General features: G+C 31.8%; 15 protein-coding genes and 1 tRNA gene. 4 read left to right on the top strand and 12 right to left on the bottom strand.

Annotated elements, in window-relative coordinates; translation table 11 throughout:
• Positions 1-438: 438 nt before the first annotated feature.
• The 11 genes from VLC96_RS18860 to VLC96_RS18910 all read right to left on the bottom strand — a co-directional run bounded on the left by VLC96_RS18860 (position 439) and on the right by VLC96_RS18910 (position 14,373).
• A complete protein-coding gene (locus VLC96_RS18860; RefSeq protein ID WP_325265402.1) occupies positions 439-3,246 on the bottom strand; it encodes a M16 family metallopeptidase in 2,808 nt (935 codons plus the stop codon).
• Between the two features lie 184 nt (positions 3,247-3,430).
• Entirely contained in the window at positions 3,431-4,009 is a 579-nt protein-coding gene (locus VLC96_RS18865) for a hypothetical protein (protein WP_325265404.1), read from the bottom strand.
• A 407-nt stretch (positions 4,010-4,416) separates the two neighbouring features.
• A complete protein-coding gene (locus VLC96_RS18870; protein WP_325265406.1) occupies positions 4,417-5,001 on the bottom strand; it encodes a stage II sporulation protein M in 585 nt (194 codons plus the stop codon).
• A gap of 231 nt (positions 5,002-5,232) precedes the next feature.
• Positions 5,233-5,472, bottom strand: a complete 240-nt coding sequence (locus tag VLC96_RS18875; RefSeq protein WP_325265407.1) for a hypothetical protein — start codon at positions 5,470-5,472, stop codon at positions 5,233-5,235.
• A 94-nt stretch (positions 5,473-5,566) separates the two neighbouring features.
• Positions 5,567-5,872: a hypothetical protein gene (locus tag VLC96_RS18880; RefSeq protein WP_325265409.1), complete on the bottom strand. Its 306-nt coding sequence runs from the start codon at positions 5,870-5,872 to the stop codon at positions 5,567-5,569.
• A gap of 91 nt (positions 5,873-5,963) precedes the next feature.
• The gene (locus VLC96_RS18885) at positions 5,964-7,763 is read right to left on the bottom strand and encodes an O-antigen ligase family protein (protein ID WP_325265410.1); all 1,800 of its coding nucleotides are present in this window, start codon (positions 7,761-7,763) and stop codon (positions 5,964-5,966) included.
• 4 nt (positions 7,764-7,767) lie between these two features.
• On the bottom strand, positions 7,768-8,841 hold the full coding sequence (locus VLC96_RS18890; RefSeq protein ID WP_325265412.1) for an efflux RND transporter periplasmic adaptor subunit: 1,074 nt from the start codon (positions 8,839-8,841) through the stop codon (positions 7,768-7,770).
• A gap of 32 nt (positions 8,842-8,873) precedes the next feature.
• Positions 8,874-10,115: an ABC transporter permease gene (locus VLC96_RS18895; protein WP_325265414.1), complete on the bottom strand. Its 1,242-nt coding sequence runs from the start codon at positions 10,113-10,115 to the stop codon at positions 8,874-8,876.
• A gap of 74 nt (positions 10,116-10,189) precedes the next feature.
• The gene (locus tag VLC96_RS18900; protein ID WP_325265415.1) at positions 10,190-11,923 is read right to left on the bottom strand and encodes a hypothetical protein; all 1,734 of its coding nucleotides are present in this window, start codon (positions 11,921-11,923) and stop codon (positions 10,190-10,192) included.
• A gap of 1,412 nt (positions 11,924-13,335) precedes the next feature.
• Positions 13,336-13,653, bottom strand: coding sequence for a DUF6922 domain-containing protein (locus tag VLC96_RS18905; RefSeq protein WP_325265417.1), 318 nt, complete (start codon positions 13,651-13,653; stop codon positions 13,336-13,338).
• Positions 13,654-13,692: 39 nt separating this feature from the next.
• Positions 13,693-14,373, bottom strand: a complete 681-nt coding sequence (locus VLC96_RS18910) for a nucleotidyl transferase AbiEii/AbiGii toxin family protein (protein WP_325265419.1) — start codon at positions 14,371-14,373, stop codon at positions 13,693-13,695.
• A gap of 215 nt (positions 14,374-14,588) precedes the next feature.
• Between VLC96_RS18910 and mobA the strand changes: the two genes are divergently transcribed.
• From mobA to VLC96_RS18930, 4 genes are all read left to right on the top strand, one after another.
• Positions 14,589-15,020 carry a conjugal transfer protein MobA gene (gene mobA / locus VLC96_RS18915; protein WP_325265420.1) on the top strand — a complete coding sequence of 144 codons (432 nt, stop codon included), beginning with the start codon at positions 14,589-14,591 and terminating at the stop codon, positions 15,018-15,020.
• Positions 15,017-16,306 carry a conjugal transfer protein MobB gene (mobB, locus tag VLC96_RS18920; RefSeq protein ID WP_325265421.1) on the top strand — a complete coding sequence of 430 codons (1,290 nt, stop codon included), beginning with the start codon at positions 15,017-15,019 and terminating at the stop codon, positions 16,304-16,306. The genes mobA and mobB overlap by 4 nt, the downstream gene beginning before the upstream one ends.
• 279 nt (positions 16,307-16,585) lie before the next feature.
• Positions 16,586-16,741, top strand: coding sequence for a hypothetical protein (locus VLC96_RS18925; protein WP_325265422.1), 156 nt, complete (start codon positions 16,586-16,588; stop codon positions 16,739-16,741).
• The gene (locus VLC96_RS18930) at positions 16,725-18,248 is read left to right on the top strand and encodes a recombinase family protein (protein WP_325265423.1); all 1,524 of its coding nucleotides are present in this window, start codon (positions 16,725-16,727) and stop codon (positions 18,246-18,248) included. Before VLC96_RS18925 ends, VLC96_RS18930 begins: the two co-directional genes overlap by 17 nt.
• Here the strand turns inward: VLC96_RS18930 and VLC96_RS18935 are convergent.
• Positions 18,239-18,313 (bottom strand) — tRNA-Val (locus tag VLC96_RS18935). The genes VLC96_RS18930 and VLC96_RS18935 overlap by 10 nt on opposite strands.
• Positions 18,314-18,637 lie beyond the last annotated feature (324 nt).

Genomic DNA, 18,637 nt, shown 5'->3' on the forward strand with positions numbered 1-18,637 from the left:
GTGGGCTCTCAGGGACAGTAATCGAACACTTAATACCAATTTTGACGTTTTTTGAAAACCTAAAATAGTATAAATGTGAAAACAAAAACGCCATTGTCTCCCAATGGCGTTGTTTGTCTTTGTGTGGAGTACTAGGGTTCAGAATCGAACACCTAATACGAATTTTGACTTTTTTGGATAATCTAAAGTAGGTTTCTGGATGGTTCAAATCCCTCCATGATCACAAGTATATTATATTAATCTGCGAGGTGGTAATTTTACAGACTTTTTATGGTTCGATTAATTTGCTTTATTTTTTATTCTATAACATATTTAATGCATTAACAATCAATATTATTATAAATCCTAACAAGTTGTCAAATTTTAATTGACAATTCTGGATCTTAACATATAATCTTTTAATTTCCTTTTTTAGAAGGTCAATAGAGAAAGCCTCCGTTATTTCGTTTCGGGCATCAAAATACCTATTGTTTTGTCTTTAGTTAAATATTTTTGGGCTACTTTTTGGATGTCTTTTGCGGTAATTTTGTTAATTTTCGCTTCGGTATTAAAAACTTCTTCGGCACTTTCGCCATTTATAAATGATCCCGTAAAGTTATTGAGCCAAAACCAATTTTCTTTGCTGTTCTTTTTGTATTCAAGCAATTCAGCTTCTTTGAATTTTTTCAGGTCTTTATCTTCGGGGCCGTTGTCTGTTATTTTTTGCAATTCTTTTAAGGCAGAGGCTATTAATTTTTCGACGTTTTCTGGACCGCATGGAAATCCAATTGTAAAATTATATTTTCCGGCTGGTATTTTATTAATGCTTCCCTGGGTATTAATGCCATATACTTCGCTTTCATTTTCCCTTAGTTCCTCTGTTAATTTTATGGCAAGGATTTCGCCAAGTGCTTTTAGGGCTAATGCTTCTTTACCAGAATATTTTGTATATCCATAATAATTAATAGTTACTGTACTTTTAGGGTCGGTACCTTTGTTGACTACTTTTTTTAAATCACCTTTGATCCATTTGTATTTTGAATCGACTGCTTTTTCATGTTTGTCATTATTCGAAGGCAGTGAGGCTAAATATTTACACGAGAAATTTTCTATTATTTTGTCCTCTACGTTACCTACAAAATAGAATTCAAAATCGGCAGCATTGGCAAAACGTTCTTTGTATTTGTTATAGGCTAGAGTGTAATCAGTTTGTTTCCATGTTGCCTCATTTGGGATTCCGATATATCTTGGGTTGTTTTTGTTTAAAAAAGAGTCAAATTCTTGTTGAAAATACACGTTGGGCTGTGAGGCTATGTTTTTTAAATAGGAATCCATTTTTTGTTTAAAACCATCAAATGCTTCTTGATCAAGATTTAAGTCGGTAAAATAGGCATGAATAATTTGGAATAGGTATTCAAAATTATCGGCAGTCGCACTACCTTTTATTCCTTCTGTTATATCTGATATATAAGGATTGGCAGATGCAATTTTACCAGCCATAAATTGACTGATTTCGTTAAGATTCATTCCTGAAAAACCGGCTTGTGTCAAACCAAAGTTTGCCAATTGTGTCTTTTTTAGTTCATCATCCGAATACAAATTGGTCCCTCCAAAACTGATGCCTTCCATAATAATATCGGCATTTTGAAAATTGGTTTTTTTGTAAACAACCTTTGCTCCATTAGACAAAAAAAATGTTGTAGTATCCATTTTAGTATTGGTTTCTTTTTTTATGATAGTACCTGGTTTTACTTCATTTCTCAATAAGCTGGTAACAACTTTTTTTTCTGCAGAAGGGGTTATTTCATCGGGATTCACTTTAAGGGTATTCAAAACTTCTTGTTCGGTAACTTTTTTGAGACCTTCTTTTTCGGGTGCTGTAATTACGACGACTCTATTTTCTTCTTTGACATAATCTTTCATCAAAGTATTTATGTCCATCAAATTAATGGCTTGTAATAATTTTTCGGTAGTTTTAGCAGCCCACTCTATACTAGGAATAGGCGTTTGGGTTAAAAAATTAGATTGATATTGTCCTACATAACTATCCGAATTTTGTTTATCACGTTCGTTATAGGTCGCATCATAAGAAGCCTTAGTACTTGCTTTTGCCCTATCAAGTTCAGCTTGGGTAAATCCATATTTTTTGGCTCTTTCATTTTCATTAATCAATACTTTGAGGCCAGATAATTGTTTGTCTTCTTGCACCATTGCTACTGATTGATAGGTGTCTTTGGCTCTGTTTAATACTCCATGAAAAGAATATCCGTAAGTGAAAGGAGGTGTAGGAGCGTTTGTTAATTCATAAAAACGAGTGTTTAACATCGTAGCTATTATACCCTCGGTTAATTTCTTTTTATATTGACCTACTGTTTTTGTTTTTTCTGGCAATCCACTATCTTTATAAATTAAACTGACCATTGTATTGGTTGCCTCTTTATCACTTTCTATGGCTACAAAGGTTTCGGAATGATTGGGAACATCAGATAATATTCGTTTTTTCTCATTTTTTGGATTTCCATGATTTTCAAAATGTGCTTTTATTTTTTGCTCCATTAGATTGACATCAATATCGCCTACAACAATAACACTCATTAAATCGGGACGATACCAATCTTTATAAAAACGTATGATTTCGTCGGCTTTAAAATGTGCTAAAATTTCTTTTTTACCAATCGGCATTCGCTCTGCGTATTTGGATTTGTAAAATAGTTTCGACCAGTATTTATCTCGCATTCTTGCGTCAGCTCCAAGGCCTAATCGATATTCTTCCAGCACAACTCCTCTTTCTTTTTCTATATCTTCGGGAGTCAAGTTGGCATTAAAGGCCCAATCTTCAATAATATTGAAGCCATTTTCTAGTTTTTCGGGGCTGTCCGAAGGAATAGGAAGAAAATATACAGTTTCGTCGAAACTTGTATAGGCGTTCAAATGTTGTCCAAATTTTACGCCTATTGTTTGTAAATAATCTACCAGTTTGTTTTTAGGAAAATGCTTGGTACCATTAAAATTCATGTGTTCCATAAAGTGGGCTAGACCTTGTTGATTATCATCTTCAAGAATAGATCCGGCATTGACAACGAGTCTTAAATCTACTTTATTTTCGGGCTTTCCGTTTTTCCGAATATAATAGGTCAGACCGTTTTTGAGTTTTCCAATTTTTACAGTGGGATCGATAGGAATCGAATCGGTTTCTTTTAATTCTTGTCCAATAGTTATTATTGGAAACAGTGCTACCAGTAAAATGGTTTTGAATAGGTATTTCATTTTTTTTTATTTTTAATCGCTTAACCTAATAAACCTATTTTGTTGAGTCGCATTTTACCATTCCACCTCTCAAACGAATTATCCCTTTTTACGTGAGCTGCAATTTATTTTTTCAATTTCATCAAAACCAGAAAGTATACTCAAATAGGCTTATTCACTATCGTCTGTATCAGTACTTTATTTTTCACAAAACATAATCCCCAAAAAACTGACCTAATAAATAAATAGAACCGATTGGTATTACAATAGCACCAACAGCTTTTAGCCAATTGATTTTATACAAATACTTGATAATAAAAATGGGAAGGATAAAACAAAGCGTAGAACTAATGGAAATTATCCAATTAATGAGAATCATAGATTTATTGGAAATAAAAAATTCTTGTAGGTCTTCTTTAGGAAAAACAATACTGTTAAATAAAACAAACACTACGCAAAAACCGATGGAAGGCAATATGTAACATAGTCCAGTATATTTTTGAAAATCTTTAAAATTTGCTTCTCCTCCTAACAAAATAGCAAACAGATGAAACAAAAAACTAGATATTAACCAAATCACAATAACTATCAAAAGAGTCATTATAAAACTAAAAGATTGGACATAATTAAAAATAGGATTAGATATAAGCCCTAAATTTTGAATTGTAATTGTTTTTAAATTTAGAAGATATGTATATTCAGCTAATAGTAATCCATAAATTAACATTATGCCCATTATCCAAAAGGATGATATGTTTTCAGGATTTATTATTCTTTTTATCATTTTTTTTTCTATTAATTAATAAATTAAGGGCGAAGGTTAAAATATTGTTACTGTTACTCCAATATCAATTACCTTCTAATCTCCCTTTCATTTGTTTCAGGGAATTATCGATAATTTCTCCTGTTTTGTTTTATTTAAAACTAACTTATTAAAGTATTAACTGCTTCAAAATAAATAAGTTTTGTAACTTTTGTTTTGTTCAATTTGACTAATATAACAAATGTGAGGTCAAAATAAATTTTAAGTCAATAGTTAATGTCATGCCAATAATTCTTTCGTTGGTATGAAATAGAGTATTTTGAAATTTGTCTGATGAATTAATTGAATTACAACAATCAATTATTTCCTCAGCTATTCTTATGATATAGTTTAGAGTTTCATTTTGAACTTTTTATTTAGATTAATCATTATACAATAGATGACATACTAATGTAAGCCTCAACAAAAGCAGCAGATAAAATGATTAATAATATTAGTAAAGAAAACTTACCTAAAAACTTGAAATGATCGCTATTTGGAAAATCTTTTCCTCTCATAAAATCAATTATCAGTTTTGCTATACTAAAACCAATAGCCCCTGAGAGCCAAATACCTAGTAGTTCAAAACAATGTGGTAATGTATGTTTTAATATCTGACCTATCCCCATGCCGTTTTTATGAATGGTAGCAAAAGTATCCGCAGCAAAAAATCCATTCATTATTAGATTTGATGCAGTAGCTACTCCTAGCATTATACCACCGCCAATATTTATGAGACAACATTTTAGATTGTTTATGAAAATTAGACAAAATACTGATGAAGTATCATTTTTCAAAGCATGAGTTGTTATTTTACTAACTATATCTATACTCTTTGAAGAAGATATTTTAATTTCTACAACATTTATAAAAAATAACCGAATTATAAAAGGTAATACCCAAAGTAGAAAGGATAAGAGCAGAAAGAGCCAAAACATTCTTTTTGCTCCTATGAAATTGTTATAGTGTGACATTATTTTTCAAATTAAAATTTTTATTTTTATTTTTTCTTCTAAAAATAATTCTATTGTGTTCATATACTTTTATAATAAATTTCCAAGAAAACACGCATATAAGACTATTAAGAAAAATCAGTAAATAAAGAAAATTATATAGAAAGGAATTGTTCTTAAAACAATACTGAGCATTCCTATGATTTTTTTTTATTTAAATATAAGAGATAACACTATTACTTTTAACTTGAATTATTCATTTAATTTTTTATTTTTATTATTTAATAGATGAGCAAGTAATGTTAAAAAAAACATTATTATCATGATTATTGTAACACCAATTGCACTTACGATACCAGCTTCCTGTTTTTCCTGCGGGATATCTATTATTTTTCCAGTTAAGAAAGCTGTAATTATAAAACAGGTAAATACGGTAAAAACTGCATTTATATAATATGTTTTAGTGCTTGAATTTTTATTGTTAGTATTCATTTTAGAGAATTTTTAAGTTAATAAATAACATAACAAAGAGTAAAGTCTAAACTGTTACTCTTTGTTATTAATAATAAAATTTAAACTAAATCATTTAGAGTGCGGCTACGCCCACAGATGTCCATGCTACCCAACCGGCAGGATTAGTACCTGATACAAACCATGTAGTTGCTAAGCCACCACCAACAGTGGTTGCATATCCCCCAGTCATTGCTGAGACAGCAACCCAGCCGCCTGATGCACCACCTTCAGATGCACCAGCCATATAACCAGCTCCAACTGAAACCTGTTGCACACTAATATCCTGTTTTGTACTCTTCATACTATTTGCTTGCATAAAAGCTAACGAAAAAACCATAGCTACTGCAAAACCTAAAACTGCTTTTTTATTTGTTTTCATTGTTGTAAAATTTAATGTTTATAAAATTGATTAAAATTATTGTTTAGCCCTTGCTAGGCAATTGTAAAATTCTGATGTTTTTTTTATATACTCATAAGCTTTTTTTTAAGGATTTCACATTTGGTTTACTATATCGATCGATCAATATTTTTATTTTTGTTTTTATTTCAGTACCAGCTGTTGTGGTTTTTTTTTCTTTTGCTTTCATAATAGCTTTAGCCATTTTTAAGGCTTTATCTACTTGTTGCATATCTATATATAATTTTGTCAATAGGTATTTTGGGTACAATTTTGCGGGAGTTATACCTGTAACCATAAGGTAGGCTTGCTCTGCCTGGTTGTACTGTTTGTTTTTTTGTAGAGCATTCCCTAAGATTAAAAAAGCATGTGGGTCACTGTTTAGACGTACTGCTTTTTTTAAATGAATAATACTTACTTGGTAATCGTGATTTAAATACAAAGCCGCTCCGTAATAAAACTGGAATTCACCACTGTTGTTTAAAAAGAGATTCGCTTTTTTATAATCATTTATTCCGTTCTTCAAATCGTTCTTTAAAACTTTAGCATATCCATTCGTGAAATAATACATTCCATATACTTGTCTGCTACCAAAATAAGTTAAAGCTAAGACGGCTAAAAACCAAATAGATACTAGCAATTTGTTGTGTTTTGATATTGTAAATGTCTTATACTGTTCTGTTCTGAAAATAACAAATAGACAAATTACAAAAAGTAACATAATAGGTAAGATATTAAAAGGATAGGATACAGTACTCAAAACTAGCAATGCAATTAATGATGCTTTTGCTGCGATGTTATATTTTGTACTATTCTCGTTTTGTTGTTTTGCTAATGCAAAATAGAGAATGGCTACAAACAGTAAAAGTCCAATAATTCCCAATTCTATAACCATTTCTAGAAACTCATTATAAGCACAAGTAACATAATCGGCAAGCCGTACTTCGTTTTCTGAAAATTTATTATTCAAGAAATAAGAAGCTTGTATTTTGCCATAATCTGTTCCAAAAGATCCAGAACCACTCCCAAATAAAGGGTTCTTAATAATCATATCTTTACTGATTTTCCAAATGAGTAAACGCCCTTGAGCAGATTCTTTTTTATAATGAAACAGTGCAATGCTAACAACAGTAATAGTAACCAATAGAAGAACACTTGTGATTATTTTAGAACCTTTAGTCTTCAACAAACTTTGAATTGTATTAGTAAACCTATATTTTTGATTCAAAATAAATGAAAAACTGATACAAATAGCCAACCATGCACCACGAGAATCACATAAAATAATAAGACATATAGCGCAAAAAAAGCTAAATAAAATGGCAAACAGAAAGTTTTCAGATTTAAATAGGTCTTTATAAAAACAAACAACTGCCAATAGAAATGTGGAAAAAATAGCTAAATAGCCTGCAAAAGCACCCGGATTTCCGAACAAACCACCCATAACAAATTTAGAATCAACATTTGGAATAACGCCAAACAATTGACCATAACCTACGATCAGTTCTAGTGAGAATCCAGCAAACAAGCCCAAAAACATAAATCTAACAATCCCCTTATCACTATTGTATAAAAACACAAAAGAAAAATAGAGCAGACAGAAAATCAGATAGTTAAATAGGCTACCATTTCCCAATAAAGTTCCATTAAATACGTTATTTAAACACACATAAAAAACAAATAGTGAAAGCAAAATTTCTGGAATGCTTATTTTAAGTAATTTTTCACTCTTCCAAAATTGAATTACAGATACAATAGATAGCAGTGTAACAACCAAATATAAAATAGCAGACGACCACACAAAAAGTGCTGTGACAATAAAATGGCTAACAATCAAAAGTATAATAATCAATATTCTTGCTGTTGTTTTCATTGTGTTAGTCTTCGATTGTTTTAAATTTTTCGTTTTTTCTCAAACCTTTTAGTATCTCGATGTTAAACCCATCGGATAGTCCAGTCGTTAACAACCGTTTTTCTTCTTTGTTTTCTTTATTAATGACTGTAACATAAGTCGAATCGTTTTGAAATTCCAGGAATTTTTCTTTTATAGCCAGAACATTTTTCTTTCTTTTTAAAATCATTTCCGCATTAGCAGTATATCCTGAACGGATTACAAGAGAGTCATTTTTTAAATCAAATTTAGCTTCGACATAATATTTCATAACACCTTGTTCGCTGATTCCTTTTGACGAAATTTTATTAACAATAGCTTCCCGTATTTGATTTTTATAGGCATTAAAGCTGAGCTTTAGTTTCATTCCTTGATGCAAATAAATCATATCTGTTTCGTTAACATTACCTTTAAAAACAAAGGTGTCAAGCCTTGCTACAATGGCGATTGTTGTACCATCATTAAAATTGTTTCGCTCTGTTATTGACGAACCTTCTTTAAGGGGTAAATCAATGATAGTTCCTGCTGCTGTTGCTCTAACAACATTAGAAATAGTAGTGTTTTTTACAAAACCTTCTTCAATAAGCATTAGTTGATTTTTTGCAGATAAATATTGTTCCTTACTTAATTCATATTCTTTTTTGTGATTTTCAAATTCAGTTGGAGCAATAATCTGCTTATCAAAAAGTATTTTGTTACGTGCAAAATTCTTTTGTTGATTTTCAAAATTAATTTCAGTTGAAATTAAATTACTCTTTGCTGACTCTAGTTTTGATGCGTCTGGAACTAATTTAATTTGGGCTATTTTGTCTCCTATATTAACTTTATCGCCAATTTCAACAAATACTTTATCCAATGTTCCCGAAATTGGAGATTTAATATCAATTTCGGTTAATGGATATAAGTTCCCCGGAATAACTCTTTTTTGTTCTATTGTTGTAATAAATGGTTTTTCCGTTTTTATAAGTAATGATTTGTCATTCTCTTTGGCATTATTCCAAATAATAAGCCCCAAAATTGTTGCTATAAGTAGTACTAAAAATATATTTGAAAACTTCATTATTAAAATTGTATGTTAAATAGTTGTTTTATTTACTGCCTTAATGCTTCTATAGGATCAATTTTAGCCGCTTTTTTTGCGGGTAAAAAACCCGATAAAAAACCCGAAAAGATTAAGATTATCAAACAAAAAATGATTACTGGAAAATCTACATTCGCACTAGTAAATATTGAATCTTTATCATTAAAAAAAGAACTTAATGCACAATTTATTAATTGGATAAACAAAAAACCTAAAAAAAGACCTACGATACCTGCTGATGATGTAATAACAATTGACTCTGATAGTATTAACCAAATTATTGATTTTTGTTTGGCCCCTACCGCTTTTCGAATTCCAATTTCAAAAGTCCGTTCTTTTACTATAACAAACATTATGTTACTAATGCCAACAATACCACTCAATAAAAGACAAGAGCCTATAAACCACATAAAAACATTAATTCCTGTAAACAATTTATCAAATGCCTTGACTTGATTTTCAAAATTCAAGATGAATATTGCTTTTTTGTCTTTACTACTAAAACCCTTTAATTTAGACAGAAATGATGTTATTTCATTTTCAAAAATAGACGCATCTGTCTTTTTTGAAAGAGATATAATAAATGTATTAAACTTCTGACCCTGATTGAAGCAGTCATAAAATGTATTGTAAGGGATGTATATTACATTTTGCTCATTTTGTGTAAAAATGGATCCTTTCTCGATAACACCAATTATCGTAAAATAGGTACCTGCAATATTTATGGCCTTACCAATGGGTTTTTCATTTGGAAATAACACATCAGCAACTTGTTTGCCAATCATCGCGATCCTTCTGTATTCTTTATTGTCTAATACATTTATCAATCTTCCTTCATCCGTCTTTATTATTTTTACATTGAAATAATCAGGTAAAACTCCCTTAATTTGTGGATATGTTATATTTTGCTCGTGGCTTGTCAATGTATTTCCTGCATAATTTAACTCTGGTGATATTGCTTCAATAGATTTAAATCTATCTTTGATTATAATAATATCTTTGATATCAAAAACTATAAGTTTTTCAGCAGCCGATTTTTTCAAATCCGTTTCTGACACTTGTCCTCCATAAATCCAGAGACTATTTTTAGCAAAAGAGTTGAATAATTGAAATATCCCGTCTTTAAATCCATTCCCTACTCCCAGTAAAAGGATTAAAATAAAAATACCCCAAATAACACCTAAACTCGAAAGAATACTTCGGCTTTTGTTATCTTTTATTGAATTTAATGCTTCTGTAATTGGGTTAATCAAAATAGTCTATTTTTTAATCAGGTATAAAATTTTTAAATAATATCTCAAATGAGAATTAGCAATAGTACGAGCATTTACCAAAAAATTTGCTTTGAATAGGTCTCGTTCTCCTTTTCATAAATAAAAATTCTTTCCTGAGATCCCTGTGATAAGTTTTTCAATAAAAACAAACAATTATTAGGTACACTTGCAAAATCTATAAATGAATCTTTAGCGGTTTTTGAACTCAAACTTTTCCATCCAAAGTCAAAATAAAACAACTCATAAGTATTATCTCTTTCAATTAGATTACATGTATTTCTAGGAATTACTTTTACTGCTTTTAAATTTTTAAATTTACTTTTAGACCTATCGATTCCTATCCAATTTTTTTTTGACGATGAAGTATAATATGTTTCGATACTATTATCACATAAGTATTTAATTTTTTTAAACTGTGAATCAAATTGATAATAATTTTTCAAATTTTGCTTTTCTTTATCGTCGCTAAAAATAAATTGCAATTCAGCTAAATTTATTTGACCTGCTGTATTTGGTAGATATCTATAATAATTGAAATTGAAGTTATTTTTAAATTCAACTTTATCAGTATTTACAGGATATCCTTTAAAAAGGAAAACATCTTTTTTAGCTCTAAAATCTTTAAAATTTGAACCTTGAATTTTAGCTCCTATAAGTTCATTGTAAAAAATATCTTCTACAAAGTTATTCATAGGATATTTTCGATATAGTCGAATGTTTCTGACTGTATTTTTTGTCGGAATTAAAAAGGTTAAATTTTTTGTCCAGTTATGCATTATGAATGGGTTTTCTATTGGAATTACATCAAGACCATCGTAATAACCAAGAAACAAAATTGATTCGCAGTAAGATACATTCTTGAAAATTACTTTTGATTCTTTAATTTGTCCTTTTTGCAAACAAACAAACTCTTTACCTAGTCCAAAAGCAAATAAATATATTTCTTTTGATACAGGCTGATTTAACTCTAATATTAAATTACCTATATTTCTATCCACATACTCTTTACTAACATCTATTACATTAGGATTCGACAATGGACTTTTTTCAGATGTGTTTTTTTGAGAATTAGAATAAACATTTCTAAAATATTTGACCCCTCCAAATGTAGAGGGTTCCCATTTTTCACCAGCGTTAAAAGAAAATTTATTTTTTTGAACTAGAGTAACCCAACTGTGTGATCCTGGATAATTACCATATTGTGGCGTGAAATCAATTGCAACTGGTAATCCAATACTTCTTGCCAATGCAGTATATAATAGGTATCGCTGTACACATTTACCTATTGGGTTTTGATATAGCCCTATAAGATTAGTATAAGGTACTTCAAGGTTATCGTAAAATTTATATTTTTTTATCAAGCTGTCATTTAAAATTTCACAAACAGTTGTAGGGTCATTAATTTTATTCTTTAAAAGATACTCAATTAATTTTTCGTTTTTCTTTAAATAAAACTTGCGCCAATGCGACATAGGTTCATTCAAAATTCTGTGAGGCAAAACAAATTCACAGAAATCCCTAAAAGAAGTTTTCTTTGCCCAAGGGAATTGATATGCTTCAAAAGCTAAATCAATATTCTCAATCAATTCATCTGCCTTAATCAAATGAACTCCTAAATCAACTATTTTAGAAGTTTTAAAAATAATTTTAGACTTATATTTTTTATTAAAATCAAATGTGTCTGATAAACTTGACAGGTACATTTTCTCATAAATTGGTAAAATCTCCTTATCAGCCATTGAAGTCAATTCCATTTTGTTTTCGAGATTATTTATTAAAAAAACCAAGGCCTTTCTTTTTAGCGAATCCTTTGGAGCCTTATAGTGCTCTAATGCAATTTTTAACTCGGGATATTCACTAGTTTTTTCAACCAATGTTTTGCCATTCGAATTTTCACTTAAATTGGTCTCAAATGTTTTATTTTTTTTACAATTTATTTGTAATATTACAATGAAAAGTAGAAAGAAGCGAAGACAGTATTTTTTATAGGGCATAAAATTAATTTTGATATTTTGAGAAATATTTAATTATTAAAATCTAACTTATAACGATGTAGATTTTTTTATTAGTTGTAAAATTTTCAATTAAAATAAGCAGCTTTAGAAGCTTTTTCTTAATAATTAATATTTTTTTGTATTTTTTTTCTCAAAAATAAATGTTTAGTTTTCTATTTTGTAATACTATTTTCTCAAAACAAGATGTTTTTATAACACTTTGTGAAAATTAAATATATAGAGTGTAGGATTTTAAAATAAACTTAAATTTTATAGTCCTAATTGAGAGCATTTAGAAAAATTTATTTCCAAAAATCCGAAATGTATAAAATTGTTAATTAATTGGATTATTGAAGGTGGCTTACTCTCAAATTTTTAACAAGATCAAAGAGATAAGTGAATAGTGCTAACTACAATCTTTATTTATAATTTTAAAAAACATAGCGACTTCGGAGGTGTTTTCCAGCACCCTGCAAGGGCAAGTTGTTTTGAGATGCTGAATTCATTTTAAGCATCTCAAAACACAACTTGCTATTTTCCTGCGAAAATATTATTAGATGTGGTTTTAATTGAAAGGGCTTGATGCCCTTTTTTTGATATAGCTAAACTGGAAGCAAAATTAATTCAATAAATTAATTTAAAAGCGTTCGATTTCAATTCTCAGACCAGTATATTCATCGAAGTATAAGGATTAAGATTGCTTTTCACACTTTTGTTTGGAAATCAAACTTACCTAATTACGTATTTACATATTTATGTATTTACACTTGTCACCCTATAAGTATAAAGCTATGTAGTTACGCACTCTTTTACAAAAGTAAATATGTAAGTATAGTTGTTGATGGTTACAGATTGAAATATATACATATGCTTTTAAAACTGTATTTATGTACATACGCTTTTATATATAAATATAAATGTGGACATGAGTAAATATTTAAGTTTTCAAATATTGCTGTATGTGCATATTTAAAGCCATAAATATAAATTCAAAAGAAAACAGAAAAACCGTAAAAAAGAAAAAGAAAGCAATTTAACAGGGCTGGCATTAAACTTAGCAAAAGGAAACGGAATAAGTCCCGTAAGGGTGGCTTGTGAGGAACGAGCAAGACATTATGCCGTAGTCTTTTGCTAAGTTTAATGCTTGGCCTAACTTCGTTTTCTTTTTATTTATTTGTTCGTAAGAATGGCTTATAGTCTAAAAACTAGATCCAGTGGTAGGGTTTATCCTTACGGTTAAGATAGCAGTACATCTCTTCCTTTTTAAGTTCAGGAAACAATTTTAAAGCCTTGTCAATGGCATAATTAGGGAGAAAATAAATTTCGTCACGAATAGCTTTTACCACCTTTTCAAGGCCATAGAAACGAACAATTTCGTCGATTTCTTCCTGTCCTCCACGCTCTACGATACGGGCAATAATAGTTTTATAGGCTCTCTCAAAGTCCATTGCATCTATGTCGAAATCCCAAAAAAATACTGGGTTTAGATTTGGGATTGCCTTATTTTTTTTAACTCGTGCCATGTAGTAAATATACAATTTTTTATCTTCTTATTCAAACGCTTACCGTCTAAATCCACGACCTTTATTGGGTGGAGGAATTTGATTTTTTGATTCAGAAAATGAAATGGAAGGATTGAAAACTGCTTTTTTTAACCGCTGAGTCATTTTGTACCAATTGGTTTCTTTTCCTTTGATGAGTTTGACTTTTTCTTCTTTGTCTATATTGCTATGATCCAGTAATGCATGAGCAGCCAGTCCAGGATTTCCATCATATTTGTTTTGGTAAGCTTCTAAATAGGTCTTAAGGGGATGGTGTTCCAAAAGAAAATACATATCTACAAAATCCTTGATCCTTGTACCGTTTTGAAAGATCGCATGAAGCTTCATGGCACCGATGTCATATAAAGATGCCAGACGTACACCTTCTTCAGTCCGAATTGGTTCCTGCCATGGATATTTATGGGCGAGAATGTCTACCTTGACACTGCCTATATCCAAAAGCATGGTGTTTTCAAGAATCTGCCTGATCTTTACCGAATGCTGATTTCCTAAATGGGTAAGTATGGCTTGCTCGTCAAAATCTTTCGTGGTGAACAGATCCAAATCGATACTTAATCTATGGCCAATCATTAGGCTGAGAGCTGTTCCTCCTACAAGGTTAAAATCTTTCAATTTTTCATCTTTCATGAGTCTTTGGAGAAGTTCCCACATTTCCTTGGTGACTGTTTCTTTGTAGAGCATAATTTCACGTTTTTCATGAAATTAATCCCGAAGCGGGGCACTCTTGCATACTGTCCTGTCATGGCTTTATTTGGCAGAGGTTGTCCTTAAAGTGAAAATCCACATGCGGAAATAATAAGCCAAATGCTTCCATATTCTGCAATATCCAGAGGCCATCATTAATGATAAAGTATATTGGTTTTAAAATTATTTAGACGAAATCAGTAAAAATGGTTATGGAAGACAAAGGCAAAACCACCCCGCATAAAGGAGGCAGGCATCCCAAGAAAGATCCCGCCGTTCACCGCTATTCCATAAGCCTAACTGCTGATGAAAATGCACGATTCCTTTCTCTTTATGAAGCTTCACTAATGGAAGTAAAGGCGCATTTTATTATCGCATGTGTTTTCCAAAAAGGGATTACGACAGTAACGGTTGACAAGGCAGCCATAGATTACTATATGCGTCTGACCACTTTATTCAGCCAGTTCAGGGCTGTAGGAACAAATTACAATCAAGTGGTGAAAATACTATACCGGAATTTTTCCGAAAAGAAAGCGGCAGCCTATCTCTACAAACTGGAAAAACAGACAGCAGAAATGGCGGTGTTATGCCAAAAGATTATTCAGCTAACCGAGGAGTTTGAAGCAAAACACTTGAAAAAATGATAGCTAAAATAGGAAGAGGAAACAATCTGTATGGCGCATTGGTGTACAATCAGCTCAAAGTGGAAAAGGAAAACGGGCAGGTTTTGTATACTAATAAGATAATTGAGACTCCTGATGGCAGTTATGCCGTCAGCCAGCTGTTGCGTTCTTTTGAACCGTACCTGCTGGCCAATCGAAAGACTGAAAAACCAATATTACATATATCTCTCAATCCTGATCCGAAGGATAAGGTAAGTGATGAACAGTTTGAACAGCTGGCGCAAAAGTATATGCAGAAAATGGGTTACGCTGAACAGCCTTTTGTGGTATTCAAGCATACTGATATTGACCGTACCCATATTCATATTGTATCGGTTTGTGTTGATGAAGAAGGCAGGAAAATATCCGATAAATTTGAAAAAAGGCGTTCAATGGATGTCTGTCGAGAATTAGAAAAAGAGTTCTGCCTGATATCAGCAGTGGAGAAAAAAAAGAACCCACAAAATCAAATATTCAAACCTGTTGATTATAAGGCTGGGGACATAAAGAGTCAGATGGCTTCTGTAATCCGTCATTTGCCAAGACACTATAAATTTGAGGGTTTCGGAGCATACAATGCCCTGCTTTCCCTTTTCAATATTACCGCCGAAGAAGTAAAGGGAGAATATAACGGAATCTCAAGGCAGGGATTGGCATATTTCGCATTAAATGATAAGGGAGAAAAAGCGAGCAATCCCTTTAAGTCTTCTCTATTCGGTAAACAGGCAGGATATGTTCCACTTCAACAACACTATGGGAAGTCCAGAGAATTGTTGAAAAATGAGCCATCCAAAGCTTCGCTTAAGACTACCATTGAGAAGTCCTTGCAGACGGCATCGGATGAAAGGGAATTCAAAAAACGGTTGTTGGAACGAGGTATTAATACCGTTGTAAGACGAAATACTGAGGGACGAGTTTACGGAATCACCTTTGTAGACCATGCTTCAAAATCCGTGTGGAACGGTTCACAATTAGGCAAAAACCTTTCAGCCAACGTATTCAATGACTGGTGGAATAATGGCACTAAAATGGAGCAGCCTGTACAGGGAAATCTTGCTTCAAAGAACGATGCCACTATAAATCAAGAGGTCAAACAACCAAACAATCTGTTTGGCTTTTTGGATAAGGAAGATCTGTCCTATAGCCACGAAGAAAACAGCCTTATTGAAGTCTTTGCAGGGTTATTACCTAATGCAAAAGGAGATGACTATGATGAAGGATTATTTGCCAACCAAATGAAAAAGAAAGCCAGACGCAAAAAAAAATAGTGCATACTATCAATTTTAAGCACTAGCCTTTTTGTTGATTCACGACATAGGAGTGATTCATCAAATTGGCTGTACAAACTATTTTTAAAAACAAAGACTGTCCCGACAATAAGGAGGGATTGTCTTTGTTTTTTTATAACTGTTTTTAATATTGCTTTGAGACTAAGCCAGCCAAAGAGTTCCTTGGTGAGACTGTAATCAATCCTAAACTATCAGATGTATTAAATTCATAGACATATTAAAAATTATTGTTTTACCAAAAGGAAAAGGAGGTGCAGAATGAAACAGGAATTTATCAAACATACTGATATAGAAGAGTATATCTTGAAAAATTATGAAGATATAGAACTGGAAAAAGAACAAAAATTCGTAGATTTAATGATTGAAATTATTGTATCATTAACATTGAAAGAATTATATGAAGAGGGCGATTAGATATTTAAGATTTAGTCAGTTAGGGCAAAGTAATGGCTCGATTGAAAGACAGGAATTGTATACCGACCAATACCTGCAATATAATAATATACAGTTGGTGGATTCCTTCATCGACAGGGGTAAAAGCGCTAAGACTTTTGACCGTCCAGATTTTATAAAATTACAGGCATTCATTGCTAAACATTATAAATCGGTAGATTACCTGCTTGTAGACCAGCTTGACCGCTTTAGCAGGGATGCTGGTGAAGCTATGAACATGGTCAAACAATTCCAAAAAAAATATAGTATTCAGATTATCAGCGTGACCGAAGGGATAGTCTTTGATTATGATACGCCGGGAAGCTTTTTCAGAGCAGGCTTACAATTGTTGTTAGCTGAAGAAGACAATATCAACAGGAGTATAAAAGTACGTGGCGGACTCTATACAGCTCGTGCTAAAGAAGGTCGTTTCCTTACTAGAGAAAAACCTTTCGGTTACAGTAAGGTTGGAGAAGGAAAACAGCGCCACCTTGAAGTAAATGAGATAGAAGCTAAAATTGTCAAAACAATTTATGATATGTATCTGCGTGATGTGCCATTATATAAAATCAAAGAAATAGCTTATCAATCAGGTTTTGACAGGAAAGGCAACATGGCTATTGATCGTGTGCTTGCAAATCCTGTTTATGCAGGGCTTGTCAGAGTTGAACCGTTCAAAGATCTGCCGGGAGGTCTTTTTCCAGCCATTCATGAGCCAATAGTTGATAAGACAACATGGACAATGGTACAGTCCAAAATGAAGAAAGTTGATAAAGTAAAGGTGGTTATCGATGATGAAATACCGCTACGGGGCGTTGTAAAATGCCATTGTGGAACTCCGCTTACTGGTGCGCCTTCTCGTGGTAAATCAGGAAAATACTTCTACTATTATAAGTGCAAGCATTCAAAGCATAACAACATTAGTGCTGTCAAAGCACATGAGCAATTCTTAAACGTCTGCGATCTCATGAGCGTTCCCGAAAGACAAATTAAAGAGATAAGAGATGGTAGTTACGCCTCAATTGAACAGGAAATAAAGGCAAACAAGAAAAAAGTAGCAGACAAAAAACATGAGCTAGAGGAAGTACTGCAGCTGTTAAATGCAGTAGAAGAAAAATGGTTTAAGGATGAAATAAACAAGGATACCTACGAAAGATGGTATTCTACTTATTCAGATCATATATTAACACTTTCTGCTGCAATAGAAAGATTCAGTATTAATCAAGGAAAAGCCTTTGATATTTTAGACAGCAAGCTGGATTTATTGGGTGATATTAAACACATTTATACAAAGTCAGACATTTTAAAGAAACGTGAATTTGTAAACATGGTGTTCGATGGCAATTTATACTATGAACAGGGTATCTATCGAACACCTACAATGTTGGATATATTTTCACATAATGCCAGTAAAATGGAGGAAAAGGGGTATCTTATATACAAAAAAAAGAGGGATAACATTTCTGTTATCCCTCACAGTGGGCGATGAGGGGTTCGAACCCCCGACCCCCTCGGTGTAAACGAGGTGCTCTGAACCAGCTGAGCTAATCGCCCTATTTTACTAGGCTGTTATCATTTCGTGATTGCGAGTGCAAATATACAACTAGAACTCGGAATTGCAAGTAAAATTTCAAAAAAAATAAATAAAAATTAATGATTTTGTTTTTTATCACTCATTAACAGTCTTTTATTAGTCGTTGAAACTCTTTGTTTTTTTTGGTTATCAACTTCATATAACCTTACATTTGTATCATAAAACTTTTATAATGGCAAGATTCCAAGAAAATGATTTACCAAAATCAAAAATCACAGCAAATTCACTACAGAAAGCAGTTCTTATTTTCAAATACGCCAATAATCACAAATGGAAATTCTATC

It is taken from the genome of Flavobacterium sp. (assembly GCF_035456085.1).
In the GTDB taxonomy this organism is placed as follows: domain Bacteria; phylum Bacteroidota; class Bacteroidia; order Flavobacteriales; family Flavobacteriaceae; genus Flavobacterium.